Genomic DNA, 13264 nt, shown 5'->3' with positions numbered 1-13264 from the left:
GAAGGGCGTGAGCGACCTCGAGCTGCGACGACTGGCCGACCTCTCCGACGACGAGCTCGCGGAGGCGTACGCGCCGCGCGGCGAGCCGTGGCTCCGGGTGAACTTCGTGAGCACCGTCGACGGCGCCGCGCAGGGCTCCGACGGACTGAGCGGGACGATCAACAACGACGCCGACAAGCGGGTCTTCGATGCCCTGCGCACCCGGGCGGACTGCCTGGTGGTGGGCGCCGGCACCCTCCGGGCGGAGGAGTACGACGTTCCGCGCGTGCCGCTGGTGGTCGTGAGCAGGTCGGCCGACCTGCCGCCGACGCTGCGCGATGCCCCGCGCGGGCGCATCCTGATGGCGACCGTCGGCTCGTCCGACGGGCTCGCCGCGGCGCGGGAGGCGCTGGGCGAGGACAATGTGCTCGTCCTCGGTGACGACGAGATCGACCTCGCCGGGCTCAAGGCCGAGCTGGCCGCGCGCGGCTGGACCGAGCAGCTCTGCGAGGGCGGTCCGTCGCTCTTCGCCGACATGCTGGCCGCGGGCGTCGTCGACGAGCTGTGCTGGACCGTCGTGCCCGTGCTCACCGGCGGCGACGCCGTACGCATGGCCACGGGTGCCGACGTGGACGTGGCGCTGCGCCCCGTCCTGCTGCTCGAGCAGGACGGGACGCTGCTGGGCCGGTGGCTGGTGGAGTGACCGGCCTCAGGGAGCCGGGTAGTCCACCACGTAGCTCGGCTGGCCAGACCTGGTGCTGTCGACCCGGTCCCCGGTGTCGTTGACCACGTGCTCGATGCTGCCGGCGTCGAGGTTGACGGTCAGCACGTGGTGCAGTCGGACGCCGGCACGCACCGGCACCTCGAAGCCGCTCGCGGTGGTGATCGACGGGTCATTGCGGTTGAAGACGTAGACGCCGCCGCCGAAGAGCTGGTGCCGCAGCACGTCGTCGCCGACCTTGTAGCCCGTCCACCCCAGGGTGCCGTCCGGTCGGGTCCAGTCGGCCTGGGAGGGCGGGTCGTAGGGCAGCTCGTTCTGGTAGAGCACGACGTGGCCGTCCTCGCCGGTCCAGATGGTGTTGTGCTGCTGGTAGTGCTCGACGAACAGGCCGGTGGCGTGCACGCGGTCGCCGGTGACGATCAGGCCGACGCGACCGATGTTGGTGTTCCAGCGGTCGGTGTCGCCGACGGCGCCGGCGGTGAAGCCCTCGATGCCGTGGTCGGCGCGCCACACCCAGGCGTGGTCGATCAGGACGTCGTCGGCGTCGATGCGGAGGCTCACGTCGGCCTTGCCGATGTGCGGGCCGCCGACGCGGAAGTAGACATCGTTCAGCGTCGTGGTCGGCACCGCCGCAGGCGTCCGGCGGTCACCGGAGCGGCCCGGCTGGCCCTGGAGGTGCATCAGGTTCTGCGAGAGGCCGGTGCCCGCGTCGACCGTCACGCCGGCGATGACCACGTCGGTCGCCCCGGGGCGTACGACGACGGGGGTGGCGCCGCCGACGGCAGTCAGCGTGGCCTGCCCCAGGCCCAGTACGACCGTGTGGTCGCGGCGTACGACGAGGCTGCGGTCGACGTCGTACACGCCGGGGGTGAGGAGGAGGTTCTGGCCGCGGTCGAGCGCCTGGCGCAGCACCTGCGCGGGCTGGCCGGGGCTGGCGACGTGGAAGGACGAGAGCGGCAGGTCGCGGCCGGCGGTCGTGCCGCCGGCCCAGGACGTGCCGCGCGACTCGGTGCGGGCGTCGGGCACCCGCACCTGCCAGCGGCCGTCGTCGCCCACGTGGAGGAACGGCTTCTCGCGGCTCAGCGGGGTGCGGTCGAGCGTGGTGTAGGGGTTGGTGGGGAAGCTGGCCTCCGACGGTGCGCCGATCGTTCCTGCGAAGACCTGGTTCCACACGCCGTTGGACCACTCCACGACCTCGCTGTTGCGGGTCAGCCACTGCTGCTGCGAACCATTGATGACCGTGCCCGCGCGGGAGTCGGCGAGGTAGCCGCCACTCGCGAACTGCGGGCCCGCGGTGCAGTAGTCCATCAGGGAGAGGTTGCCGCCGCGGATGTCGACGCGGCGCAGCGACGAGGCCTGTGAGGTCGCCCAGAAGTTGGCGGACGCGCGGCAGCCGTCCTGGCCCGTGCCGTTGACGTCGATCGTGAGGTTGGACAGTGAACGCCAGAAGTTGTTCAGCGCGACGCAGTAGGGCTGGGTGGGTCCGTCGCTGAGGCAGCGGTTGTAGACCTCGACCTTGCCATTGATCACCGTGTCGGAAGGGCTCGCGCCCAGTCCGGCGACCTCGGTGTAGTAGCCGACCTTGATCTGGAGCGGCTCAGCAGCGGTGCCGTAGGTGCCGGGCAGGAAGAGGAGGCTCCACCGCTCCGAGGACATCTCCGCGTCGACCTGTTGCTGCCAGATCTGGTCAGCGCGCTGGCGGATGCTGGCCACCGACATCGACGGATCGAACACGACGACCCGCTGGCCGAGGTCGGGTCCTGCGACCACCGGGGGAGCGGCGCCCGCAGTCACCGCCGGGGTGGCCAGACCGGTGGCGGATGCGAGACCGGCGGCAAGGAGGACGAGGGCCGCGAGCGTGGCGCGCAGCGGCGTACGGCGGCTGAGGCGTGGACGGGACATGGCGACCTTTCCGAGGGGTGCTGGGAGCGCTCCCACTCTGGCAGTCAGACGTGACGTACGCCACACCCAGTCCGGCGTGCTCAGCCGGCCAGCGCGTCGAGCAGGGCCTTGTTGAACGCCGGGATGTCATCGGGGTTGCGGCTGGTGATGAGGTTGCCGTCGACGACGACCTCCTCGTCGACCCACTCGCCGCCGGCGTTGCGGATGTCGGTCTGCAGGCTCGGCCAGCTGGCGACGCGCTTGCCCTGCACGCGGTCGGCCTCGACGAGGGTCCATGCGGCGTGGCAGATGGCGGCGACGGGCTTGCCGGAGTCGACGAAGTCGCGCACGAAGGCGACGGCGGTCTCGTCGGCCCGCAGGGCGTCGGGGTTCGCGACGCCGCCCGGGAGGACGAGCGCGTCGTAGTCGCCGATGGCGACGTCGCTGACGCGGCGGTCGACCCGCTGGGTCGAGGACTTGTCGAGGTGGTGGAACAGCTGCACCTCGCCCTCGTCGAGCGACACGAGCTCGGCGACGTGGCCGGCGTCGACGGCCGCCTGCCACGGCTGGGTCAGCTCGACCTCCTCGACGCCCTCGGATGCGGTCAGGAATGCGATGCGCTTGGACATGGTTCCACCGTCGCTCGGTAATGGGGGCAGGACAACACACGGAGGGGTGGGCGCTAGCGTCGCGGCATGAGCGACGTCGATCTCACCTCATTGACCATCGCGGTGCTGGGCGGCACCGGCCCCCAGGGTCGTGGCCTGGCGCGCAGGTTCGCCGTGGCCGGTCTCGACGTCGTGCTTGGGTCGCGGGACGCGTCGCGGGCCGCCGAGGCGGCGGCCGGGCTCGCCGACGTCGGGCGCGTGCGGGGCACGACCAACGCCGAGGCAGCTGCCGCGGGCGACGTCGTGCTCGTCGTCGTGCCGTGGGACGGCCACGCCGAGCTGCTCGCCTCACTGACCGCGGAGCTCGACGGCAAGATCGTCGTCGACTGCGTCAACCCGCTCGGGTTCGACAAGCAGGGGGCGTACGCCCTGCCGGTCGAGGAGGGCTCGGCGACCCAGCAGGCCGCCGCGATCCTGACCGGGTCGCGCGTGGTGGGTGCCTTCCACAACGTCAGCGCCGTCCTGCTCGAGGACCCCGAAGTCGAGTCCGTCGACACCGACGTCCTCGTCCTCGGTGACGACCGCGAGGCCACCGACCTGGTGCAGGCCCTCGCCGACGTGGTCCCCGGCATGCGCGGCATGTACGGCGGCCGGCTGCGCAACGCCCACCAGGTCGAGGCGCTCACCGCCAACCTGATCTCCATCAACCGGCGCTACAAGGCGCACGCCGGGGTGCGCGTCACCGACGTCTGAGGGTTGTTGGGTGCTGTCAGTTTCCCCGGGTACCCGGGGAAACTGGAGCCTCCCCCGCGAAGTTTCGGGGCGGAGGCTCCAGTTTGGAGGGTTAGGCCGGGTCCCGGTGCGATGACGCGGGCGTGATCGTCCGTGACGCGAGGATCTTCCTGATCCGCCCGGCGAGCAGCCGAGGCGCGTCCAGTTGGGCCCAGGTGATGCGAATGCACACCCACCCCGTCAGTTGGCAGATGCGTTCTTCACGCGCCTTCTCGCGCAGGAGGAATGCCTCGAGCGTCTCGCCCTCGCGTCGGAAACGCTCGTACTTGATCCGCCCGTCGAACTCGAGGAAGACGCCGAGCTCGACCCAGGCGAAGTCGACCCGCGCGAACTCGACGCCGTACTCATCCACGATCACGACCTGCGGCTCGGGCTTCAGCAGTCCCTGCATGTAGAAGAAGTAGGCCGTACGCGACTCGCCCGCCGATTCGCGCCGCCGATCCGCAAGCCTCAGGACGACGGTCGTGCGGAGGCTGTTGGGCCACCAGCGCGTGCGATGCGCGAACTGTCGGACACCGTTCGTGGTCGTCAGTCCCGCGTGCAGCAGGCCGTCGACGGTGATGAGCGCCGACTCGACGGTGGAGATCGTGGTCATCTCGACCGCGCATCGGGTCGCGAGGGAGACGGGAACGCCGTTGACCTCCTTGACGTGGTACGCCGGCATCGTGCCCGCATGCTGCACGCGGTCAGCCTCCTTGCGGCCCGCCCGTCCGTCCGTACGGGTGGTGTGCACCTTGGTGAGGTCGTGACCCCAGACGGGAGCGCCTTGCTCGATCGCGGACGACACGTGGGTGAGCACCGTGCTGGGATGCGATCGAGCCAGGACGGCACGAGCGCGTACGCGGTGCTGGTCCTCCGCGCTGAGGGAGTGCCAGAGCGTCGCGTCGCAGTAGCTGCCGTGCCGGATGTGATGGAGTTCGCCGGTCTTGACCCGTGTACGGATCTGGCGATCGGTGTAGCCGGCGGCCAACAGCTCGCGTCGCAGCACGACGACACCGGTCAGGTCGAGGGGTTCGTTCTTCCACATGACATGTGACTGCCCGCGGGCGCACGCCGCGAATCACGCGATCGGTGACCTGTGGACAACGGGGTTGAGGCCCGCGCCAAGGACCTTCCATATCCAAACTGGAGCCTTGCCCGCGAAGTTTCGGGGTGGAGGCTCCAGTTTCCCCGGGTACCCGGGGATCGCGACAGGGGAGACGTGCCCTCAGGCGATCCCGCCCGCGTTGTCCTTCGCGAGGGAGCGGGAGATGACCATCCGTTGGATCTGGTTGGTCCCCTCGAAGATCTGCATGACCTTCGCCTCGCGCATGTAGCGCTCGACGGGGAAGTCGCGGGTGTAGCCGTAGCCGCCGAGGACCTGGACGGCGTCGGTGGTGACCTTCATGGCGTTGTCGGTGGCGACCAGCTTGGCCACCGAGGCCTCGCGGGAGAACGGCAGCCCGGCGTCGCTGAGGCGGGCCGCGTGGAGCATGGTCGCTCGCGCGGAGATGACCGCGGCCTCCATGTCGGCGAGCACGAAGGCCAGGCCCTGGTGGTCGATGATCCTGGTGCCGAACGTCTCCCGCTCGCGGGCGTACGCGACCGCGGAGTCGAGCGCGCCCTGGGCGAGGCCGGTCGCGACGGCGGCGATGCCGAGGCGGCCGGAGTCGAGGCCGGCGAGCGCGATCTTGAGGCCCTCGCCCTCGGCGCCGAGCCGGCGGGAGGCGTCGATGCGGACGTTGTCGAAGCGCATGGTCGCCGTGGCCGAGCCGGTGAGGCCCATCTTGCGCTCCGGCGGGTCAGCCGAGAGGCCCTCGGCGGAGGCCGGTACGAGGAAGCAGGAGATGCCGTTGCGGTCGTCGGAGGTCCGCGCCATCACCTTGTAGAAGTCGGCGTGACCGCCGTGCGTGGTCCAGGCCTTGGCGCCGTTGATGACGTAGGAGTCACCGTCGCGGCGCGCCGACGTACGCATCGCGGCGGGGTCGGAGCCGGCGTGCGCCTCGGAGAGGCAGTAGGCGCCGAGCAGGTCGCCGCTGAGCATGTCGGGCAGCCACTCGGCGCGCTGCTCGTCGGTGCCGAAGTAGGCCAGGCCGAAGCAGGACAGGGCATGCACCGAGACGCCGACGCCGACCGAGGCCCACACGGCGCCGATCTCCTCGAGCACCTGCAGGTAGACCTCGTAGGGCTGCTCGCCGCCACCCATCTCCTCGGGATAGGGCAGCGACAGCAGGCCGGCCTGGCCGAGCATCGCGAACACGTCGCGCGGGAAGGTCTCGGTCGCCTCCGCCTCCGCCGAGCGGGGAGCGAGCTCCTTGGTGGCGAGCTCGCGGGTCAGCGCTAGCAGGTCGCGGGACTCCTCGGTGGTCAGGTGGCGGCGCGCGGTCATGCGGGGTCCCCGAGGCGTTGTTCGGGGGAGCTCAGCGGAGGAGAAGAACGTCGCGGGGTGCTCATGGCGAGGACGTTACCGCCGGGGTGGACGTCTCAGTCCGGTGGCTGCACCAGTCCCTGCTCGGCCAGGACGCCGAGGGCGTCGGTGACCAGCTGGTGGGCGTCCGGGTGCTCGCCGAGGAGGGACGTCGTCTCCGCGACCAGCTCGTCCAACGTGCGGGGCGAGGCCAGCGCGAGCCAGGCGACGACGCCGAGCCCGGCGAGCACGTGGATGCGGTCGTCGATCATCAGCACGACCTCGTCGTCGTACTCGACCGCGTCGAGCCAGGGCGTACGCCGCCACCCGCCGGGCACCGACGCGGCAGCCGACGAACCGCCGGGGTGGTGGAGCCGGGCGGGCGCGGGCTGCGGCTCACTGTCGAGCAGGCCGACCAGCTCGTCGATCCGGTCGGCGATCTCGCGGTACTTCAGGCTCCACACCCCGCCGCAGGCGTCGATGGTCTCCGCCAGCCGCAGGATCGGGTGTTCGAGCCGCACCAGCGACGAGGTCTGCGCGACCACCTCGGCGATGGCGTACGCCGGCGACACGGGCACGAGTCCCGAGTCGTCGTGACCGCGGTGCAGCAGCACGATCCGGTGGAGGTGCGACGTCGTGGGCGGGTGGAGGAGGCCGAGCTCGTCGGGGGAGAGGGAGTGCTTGACGCCCGGGGTGTCCGGAGCAGCCATGACCGACAGAGGCTTCGGGTGGCCGTGCACGAGCAGCTTGCCGTCGATCGAGAGCGTCTCGTCGGAGACGTAGCCGAGCCGGGTCGCCAGCAGGCCGATCGCCGTGGTCTTGCCCGACCCGGACGGTCCGATGACGGCGAGCACGCGTCCCTCCGGGTCGGCCACTGCGCCGGCGTGCAGGTTGACCCGCTGTCCGGCGGTGGAGTCGAGGGCGGCCATCGTCACTAGGGAGGTGATCGCGTAGTCGCGGGCCATGTCGTCGTCGACCGGGAGGTGGTCGACGTCGATGACCGTGTCCGCCGTGCGATCACTGAGGGCGCGGCTCCACTGGCGGCGCAGGCGCAGGGCGTCGTCCCCGGTGACCGGGATCCCGACGGGGACACCGAGCGCTTCCACCACGACCTCCGGTGACGATGGCTCGGTGCTCACGTCGGTCACTCTAGGGTGGCAACGTGGGGTGGTTGCGTGATCGTCGGTGGATGGTCGCTGCCGCGTTGTCGTACGTCATCGGGCTCGCGGTGCTCGTCGTCGGCCCGTGGGGCTGGGAGCTCAACCGCCTCACCGTCAGGATCTACACCTTGTTCCGCTACGACTGGCGGCTCACCCCTGACGGGATCGGGCCCGAGCACTACGGGATCGCGCTCAACGTCCTGCTGTTCGTGCCGCTCGGTGCGGTGCTCGCCGCCCTGACCCGACGGCCGGTGCTGACGCTGCTCGTCTGCCTTGCCTGCTCTGCGTTCGTGGAGGTCTCGCAGGCGCGGTGGCTGCAGCGCGAGGGCGGGTGGACCGACATCGTGGCCAACACGGTCGGGGCGCTGGTGGGCGTCGCGCTGGTCAGTCTGGCGACACGAGCCCGACGTCGACCAGCTCCGCGATGAGGGTCAGAACATCACCACGGATCTGTTCCGGGTCGGTGTCCCACATCTGCGCGGCGGCCTGCGTGATCTCGTCGTGGGAGCCGCCGTCGGCGATCGCCAGCCACACCACGCAGGCCGAGCCGGCGAGCGTGGTCGGAGGCCCCAGGGGGAGCCGGGCGACGTAGGCCGACGGGATGCGTCCGGAGTCGAGGCCCTCGAGACTCACCCACGCCACGTCGTCGGCGATCCGGTAGCGCGTCATGCCCGACCGTCCCGACGGGCGATCTCGCCGAACACCTGCCGCACCCGCCTGGCCTGTCGTGCACGGACCTCCTGCCGCGTCGGCGGGCGACCCAGCTCCATCCGGAGGTGATCGCGATTGACCCAGAGCGCGGAGGTGAGCAGGGCTGCCTTGGCGCGGGCGTCCGGGGCCGCCGCGAGCCGGGCCCGCCACTCGTCGAGCCGGCTGCCGCCCGTGAGGAAGTGCTTCCAGAGTGCGTACGTCGGCGCACCGCGGTGCAGCTCGAGCTCGCCGATCCCGGCGGCCAGTGCCACCTCGGCACCCAGCTCGGCCGTCAGCCGACGTACGTCGTCCTGCTCGCTGGGGTCGGCGTGCGTCCACGCGTCGTCGACGTCCGCGAAGCTGCCCGACCGCGCGGCGTGCAGGACCAGGATGAGCCGCTGGGCGGTGCGCCCCGGCACCGGGCAGTCGCGGTGGGCGATCGAGTGGCGTACGGCGTCGCGGGCCAGGACGTCGAACGCCTGCTCCGCGTCGATGGTGACGCCGGGCCAGCTCACGTGGACGTCGACCCAGCCCCACCCGTCGTGCCACCAGTTGGCGGCGTGGGCGAAGACTGACCCTGTCGCGAAGTCCGTACGCCGCTCCCAGCCGACCGACTCCAGGGCGGTGACAAGGCGGTGGAGGTGCGAGGGCCGCACGAGGACGTCGACGTCACTGGACTGGCGGCCCGCGTCCCGAAGGCCCGGAAGGACCGCAGGCCCCTTGAGGTGCAGCAGGTCGATGGCCCGGTCGTCGGCCAGCTTCTGGACCACGGCGTGGGCGAGGTGGACGCGAGCGCCGATGGGCATCTGGCCCACCGCGGCGTCCACCTGCTCGGTCATGCCACCATCGTGCCAGCCGCACCGGGGTTCGCGGTTCTGCCGGCTGGTTGCGATGGACGCCCTAGACTCACGGGCATGACGTTTGCGGACTTCGTACGACTGAGCCGCGCCTATGTGTGGGTGCTGATCGGTTGCACGATCCTCGGCGCGCTCCTGATGATCGCCAAGACGACCCGCGAGCCGGTGCTCTACTCCGCGACGTCGTCCGGCCTGGTCCGGGTGGGCGCGGCCTCGACGGCAGGGGAGGAGCAGAGCAACTCCCAGCTCGCCGAGGACAAGGCCAACCTCTACGCGTTCCTCGTCACCAAGACGCCGGTTGCGGCCGAGGTGGTGGACGATCTCGGCCTCGACGTGCCCCCCGAGGCCATCGCCGGCCGGTTTTCAGCATCGGTCGACGCTGCCGTGAACTCCCTGACGGTCTCGGCCGTCGGCACGACGCCGGAGGAGGCGCGCGACCTTGCCAACGCGGTCGTCGACGCCGTCGTCGTGGTGGCCCGGGATATCGACGGAGGCACCCTCACGCGCATCATCCCGCTCGAGGAGGCGCAGCTCCCCGGCGCGCCGTTCACCCCCAACTATGAGAGAGCGGCCATGAAGGGCGCCATCGGCGGCCTGGGGATCGCGTACGCCTTCCTGATCGCCCGCCGCCTCATCGACCGCCGGGTCCGCTCGGCGAAGCACGTCGAGGAGGCGACTGGCGCCTCGGTCCTGGGCATCATCCCCAAGGAGGAGGCCCTCGGACGCAGCCACCGCGGAGTCCGGGGCGATCTGGGCAAGGCCGCCGAAGCGTTCCGACAGCTGCGCACCAACCTCCGCTTCGTCGATGTCGACAACGAACCCCGGAAGATCGTCGTCACGTCGGCCCTCCCGGGTGAGGGCAAGTCCACCGTCTCCGCCAACATCGCTCGGTTGGTCGCCCAGGCCGGGACCCCGGTGCTGCTGATCGACGCCGACCTGCGACGCCCGATGATCGCCACGACGTTCGAGATCGACGGCGCCGTCGGGCTGACGCAGGCACTGGCCGGCGACGTCGAAGTCAAGGACGTCATCATCGACTCCGGGATGACCAACCTCAGCCTGCTGCCGGCAGGACGGATCCCGCCCAACCCGAGCGAGCTGCTCGGGTCGCTGCGGATGAAGCAGATGATCGACGACCTGGCCCTGGACTACCTCGTCATCCTCGACGCCCCGCCGCTGCTGCCGGTGACCGACGCCGGACTGCTGTCCGCGTTCTGCGACGGAGCACTTCTCGTGCAGGCGTCGGGCAAGACGCAGATCGAGCAGAGCCAGCACTGCCGCCGGATCCTCGACCAGGTCGGCAGCCGCCTGCTCGGAGTCGTGCTCAACAAGGCACCGATCAAGGGCGCAAACGCGATCGTCTACGGCGGCGGGTACGGCGGGTACGGCGGGTACGGCGGCGGCTACAAGTCCGAGTACAAGTCGCGCGAGGCGTACTCCACCGCCGGCAAGGGACGTCGTCGCCGTGAGGCGAAGGTCGACAAGGCCGACACACCTGTGACGCCCGACAAGCCCGCGCGACCGGTCAAGGCCGGCAGGACCTCCAAGCGCTGACCTCAGGGCGGTCGGCCGTCGGCTTGGTCAGTACGCGCCGCGGCTGCCCATCACGGCGCTGACGGTGCGCGCCAGGATCAGCAGGTCCTGCACCATCGACCAGTTGTCGACGTAGTAGAGGTCGAGCCGGACCGTGTCCTCCCACGACAGGTCGGAGCGCCCCGAGACCTGCCAGAGCCCGGTCATGCCCGGCAGCACGTTGAGCCGGCGCAGCATGTCGTCCTCGTACTGCTCGACCTCCGACGGCAGGGGCGGGCGCGGGCCGACGAGACTCATCTCGCCACGCAGGACGTTGACGAGCTGGGGCAGCTCGTCGAGCGAGAACCTCCGGATGAACCGGCCCGGCCTGGTCACGCGGGGGTCGTCATGGCTCTTGAAGAGCACGTGGTCGCGTGCCTCGACCTGGGTCAGTCGCTGCTCCGCGTCGATCGACATCGAACGCAGCTTGAGGCAGGTGAACTCGGCGCCCTCCCGTCCGACCCGGACCTGGCGGAAGAGTGCGGGACCACCGTCGTGGCGCTTGATCCAGAGCATCAGTCCGAGCAGCAGCGGCCACAGCACGACGAGGATGGCGACGGATCCCACGAGGTCGAACGCGCGCTTGGCGTCGTTGCTCGCCAGCTGGGAGCGCGATCGGCCGAGGTGCATGAGAGGCAGTCCGGCAACGGGCCGGATGCTGATGCGCTCGCTCGAGACGTCGGTGACGTTGGGGGCGACGATGATCTGCACGTGCGCGTGGTCCTCGAGGTCCCAGGCGAGCCGCCGCAGGGCCGTCGACGAGCTCACCGCGCCCGCGGTGAAGAACACGATGTCGGGGTTGAGCTCGTCGACGACGGCTCGCACCTCCTCGCTGTGGCCCAGCACCGGGATGCCGCTCGACGTCACCTCCAACCCGGCGTAGTCGCTGGGCACGAGGCACCCCATCACCTGGTAGCCGAGCCACTTCTCGCGATCCAGGACGGTGTAGATCTCGCCGATGTAGCCGGGGGTGCCCACCAGCAGCACCTTCTCGTTGAAGTGGCCGGCGATGCGAGCGCGCTGGATGAGGCGTCTCGTCAGCAGTCGGCCGAGAACAAGCAGTAGTACGCCGATCGGGAAGAGCAGCACGAAGAAGCCGCGCGAGAGGGGGTACTGCATCAGGAACGCCATCGTCGCGACGAGCGCCGCGGTGAAGAAGGACGCGTTGACGACGAGCTTGAACTCCTCGGTGCCCGCGCCGAAGACGTGCAGCTCGTAGGTGCCGAAGAAGACCAGCATCACCAGCCAGGTGCCCACGAAGAAGCCACTGGCGAGGGAGGAGTTCTCCAGGACGTCGCCGGCGGTGTCGAAGATCGACAGCGACACCCGGAACCGGATCGCGAGGACGGTCGCGATCGCGATCATCACGAGGTCGACCGCGCCGACGAGCCACGGGAGGAGCTTGATGCCCTCAGGGCGCATACCGGTCCATCCCCCTCTCGGACTGCCCGTCGCCGAGCGCGACGGACCGGATCCTGTCGATGAACCGGGACTCCCCGAACTGCTCGGCCCTGGTCCGCATGGTGTCAGAGTGCCAGTCGTGGCGCTCGGAAAGCGCGAGTGCGGCTGCGATGGACGGCGCGTCGGCCCGGTCGAAGAACAGGCCGGTCCGGCCCTCGACGACCGTCTCCAGGAACCCGCCGCCCCGCAGCGCGATGGTCGGCACCCCGAACGCCGCGGCCTCGAGGGGGGCCAGGCCGAAGTCCTCGTGGCTCGCGGCGACCAGCACGCCCGCACCGGCGTACGTCGAGCGCAGCTGTGCGTCGCCCAGGCCGCCGAGCAGGCGCACGTGGTCGGGCAGCGTGGCGCGGAGCCGCGCCTCCTCCGGGCCGTGGCCGACGACGACCAGGCGGCGGCCCGTGCCGCGCACGGCCTCGATGACCGCGTCGACGTTCTTGTAGGGGAGCAGCCGGGACACCACCAGCGCGTAGCCGGTGTCCCAGTCGGCCAGCTCGGGGACCGGCTCGCGCGGCGCCGAGGCGTCCATCCCGTGCGGGGGAGGCAGCAGCTCGGCGTCGCGGCCGTACGTCGCCTCGATGCGCTGCTGCACGACCCGGCTGTTGGCGAGGTAGACGTCGACGCCGTCCGCAGCGCGGCGGTCCCAGCGGCGGAGCAGCGGGCGGAGCGCCAGGACGGGCGGTCCGAGCGGGGAGCGCCAGGCAGGACCACCGAGGTACTCGTCGGTCTGGTAGAGCCAGCGCGCCGGGTTGTGGCAGTACACGACGGTGCGCCCAGTAGTGCGGAAGCCGTGCGCCCAGCCGCTGCTCGACGCGACCACCACGTCGGCGTCGATGTGCATCCGCGACGACGCAGGCGCCAGCAGGGGGAGCGCGAGCCGGTGGTCGCGACGCAGCACGCCGATCCGGTTGAGGGGCGACGTCCGGATGTCGGCGTCGGCGAACTCGGGGTAGGTGCCCTCGGGGTCGTACAGGGTGGTGTGGACCGGTGCGCCGGGGAAGGCCTTCATCAGGCTCAGCACGACGCGCTCGGCGCCACCACGCTGGGTGAGGTAGTCGTGGGCGATCGCCACGGTGGGACCGTTGCTCACTGGTGCACCATCTTCCTGTCGGCGGTCACCTGATCGCTGATGCACCCGAGGTGCCGTTGGGTCACTGCCC

13 protein-coding genes are annotated in these 13264 nt (G+C 70.8%); 4 read left to right on the top strand and 9 right to left on the bottom strand.

Going from position 1 to position 13264, the window contains the following annotated elements; translation table 11 throughout:
• Positions 1–7 precede the first annotated feature (7 nt).
• Complete coding sequence (locus tag EUA94_RS20450; protein WP_242495075.1) at positions 8–682, top strand: dihydrofolate reductase family protein; 675 nt, start codon at positions 8–10, stop codon at positions 680–682.
• A 6-nt stretch (positions 683–688) separates the two neighbouring features.
• Here EUA94_RS20450 and EUA94_RS20445 read toward each other — a convergent pair whose 3' ends face one another.
• Together EUA94_RS20445 and EUA94_RS20440 are read right to left on the bottom strand one after the other, a co-directional pair.
• Positions 689–2602 (bottom strand): coagulation factor 5/8 type domain-containing protein, encoded by a 1914-nt coding sequence (locus EUA94_RS20445; RefSeq protein ID WP_207210677.1) that lies wholly within the window; start codon positions 2600–2602, stop codon positions 689–691.
• Positions 2603–2682: 80 nt separating this feature from the next.
• The gene (locus EUA94_RS20440) at positions 2683–3210 is read right to left on the bottom strand and encodes a type 1 glutamine amidotransferase domain-containing protein (protein WP_129428700.1); all 528 of its coding nucleotides are present in this window, start codon (positions 3208–3210) and stop codon (positions 2683–2685) included.
• A gap of 66 nt (positions 3211–3276) precedes the next feature.
• Between EUA94_RS20440 and npdG the strand changes: the two genes are divergently transcribed.
• A complete protein-coding gene (npdG, locus tag EUA94_RS20435; RefSeq protein WP_129428699.1) occupies positions 3277–3942 on the top strand; it encodes an NADPH-dependent F420 reductase in 666 nt (221 codons plus the stop codon).
• A gap of 91 nt (positions 3943–4033) precedes the next feature.
• On the opposite strand, the gene EUA94_RS20430 is transcribed toward npdG, so the two are convergent.
• From EUA94_RS20430 to EUA94_RS20420, 3 genes are all read right to left on the bottom strand, one after another.
• Positions 4034–5008: a hypothetical protein gene (locus EUA94_RS20430; RefSeq protein WP_129428698.1), complete on the bottom strand. Its 975-nt coding sequence runs from the start codon at positions 5006–5008 to the stop codon at positions 4034–4036.
• 180 nt (positions 5009–5188) lie between these two features.
• Complete coding sequence (locus tag EUA94_RS20425) at positions 5189–6349, bottom strand: acyl-CoA dehydrogenase family protein (RefSeq protein WP_129428697.1); 1161 nt, start codon at positions 6347–6349, stop codon at positions 5189–5191.
• Between the two features lie 95 nt (positions 6350–6444).
• The gene (locus tag EUA94_RS20420) at positions 6445–7506 is read right to left on the bottom strand and encodes a P-loop NTPase family protein (protein WP_129428696.1); all 1062 of its coding nucleotides are present in this window, start codon (positions 7504–7506) and stop codon (positions 6445–6447) included.
• Positions 7507–7538: 32 nt separating this feature from the next.
• On the opposite strand from EUA94_RS20420, the gene EUA94_RS20415 reads away from it, so the two are divergent.
• A complete protein-coding gene (locus EUA94_RS20415) occupies positions 7539–7955 on the top strand; it encodes a VanZ family protein (RefSeq protein ID WP_129428695.1) in 417 nt (138 codons plus the stop codon).
• Here EUA94_RS20415 and EUA94_RS20410 read toward each other — a convergent pair.
• Together EUA94_RS20410 and EUA94_RS20405 are read right to left on the bottom strand one after the other, a co-directional pair.
• A complete protein-coding gene (locus EUA94_RS20410; RefSeq protein WP_129428694.1) occupies positions 7912–8196 on the bottom strand; it encodes a PqqD family protein in 285 nt (94 codons plus the stop codon). The genes EUA94_RS20415 and EUA94_RS20410 overlap by 44 nt on opposite strands.
• Positions 8193–9056 (bottom strand): nucleotidyltransferase family protein, encoded by an 864-nt coding sequence (locus tag EUA94_RS20405; RefSeq protein ID WP_129428693.1) that lies wholly within the window; start codon positions 9054–9056, stop codon positions 8193–8195. The genes EUA94_RS20410 and EUA94_RS20405 overlap by 4 nt, the downstream gene beginning before the upstream one ends.
• A 75-nt stretch (positions 9057–9131) precedes the next feature.
• On the opposite strand from EUA94_RS20405, the gene EUA94_RS20400 reads away from it, so the two are divergent.
• The gene (locus EUA94_RS20400; RefSeq protein WP_129428692.1) at positions 9132–10628 is read left to right on the top strand and encodes a tyrosine-protein kinase domain-containing protein; all 1497 of its coding nucleotides are present in this window, start codon (positions 9132–9134) and stop codon (positions 10626–10628) included.
• Between the two features lie 27 nt (positions 10629–10655).
• On the opposite strand, the gene EUA94_RS20395 is transcribed toward EUA94_RS20400, so the two are convergent.
• Entirely contained in the window at positions 10656–12068 is a 1413-nt protein-coding gene (locus EUA94_RS20395; RefSeq protein WP_129428691.1) for a sugar transferase, read from the bottom strand.
• Positions 12058–13194, bottom strand: a complete 1137-nt coding sequence (locus EUA94_RS20390) for a glycosyltransferase (protein WP_129428690.1) — start codon at positions 13192–13194, stop codon at positions 12058–12060. Before EUA94_RS20390 ends, EUA94_RS20395 begins: the two co-directional genes overlap by 11 nt.
• Positions 13195–13264: the final 70 nt, after the last annotated feature.

This window comes from Nocardioides zhouii, from assembly GCF_004137345.1.
Classification (GTDB): domain Bacteria; phylum Actinomycetota; class Actinomycetes; order Propionibacteriales; family Nocardioidaceae; genus Nocardioides; species Nocardioides zhouii.
The sequence above is the reverse complement of the archived record's forward strand: the minus strand, read 5'-3'. Positions and strand labels throughout refer to the sequence as shown.

Excerpts from the sequence above, each read along its gene's own strand:
- EUA94_RS20445 (WP_207210677.1), bottom strand. The coding sequence starts at position 2,602 with ATGTCCCGTCCACGCCTCAGCCGCCGTACGCCGCTGCGCGCCACGCTC.
- EUA94_RS20440 (WP_129428700.1), bottom strand. The coding sequence starts at position 3,210 with ATGTCCAAGCGCATCGCATTCCTGACCGCATCCGAGGGCGTCGAGGAG.
- npdG (WP_129428699.1), top strand. The coding sequence starts at position 3,277 with ATGAGCGACGTCGATCTCACCTCATTGACCATCGCGGTGCTGGGCGGC.
- EUA94_RS20430 (WP_129428698.1), bottom strand. The coding sequence starts at position 5,008 with ATGTGGAAGAACGAACCCCTCGACCTGACCGGTGTCGTCGTGCTGCGA.
- EUA94_RS20425 (WP_129428697.1), bottom strand. The coding sequence starts at position 6,349 with ATGACCGCGCGCCGCCACCTGACCACCGAGGAGTCCCGCGACCTGCTA.
- EUA94_RS20410 (WP_129428694.1), bottom strand. The coding sequence starts at position 8,196 with ATGACGCGCTACCGGATCGCCGACGACGTGGCGTGGGTGAGTCTCGAG.
- EUA94_RS20405 (WP_129428693.1), bottom strand. The coding sequence starts at position 9,056 with ATGACCGAGCAGGTGGACGCCGCGGTGGGCCAGATGCCCATCGGCGCT.
- EUA94_RS20400 (WP_129428692.1), top strand. The coding sequence starts at position 9,132 with ATGACGTTTGCGGACTTCGTACGACTGAGCCGCGCCTATGTGTGGGTG.
- EUA94_RS20395 (WP_129428691.1), bottom strand. The coding sequence starts at position 12,068 with ATGCGCCCTGAGGGCATCAAGCTCCTCCCGTGGCTCGTCGGCGCGGTC.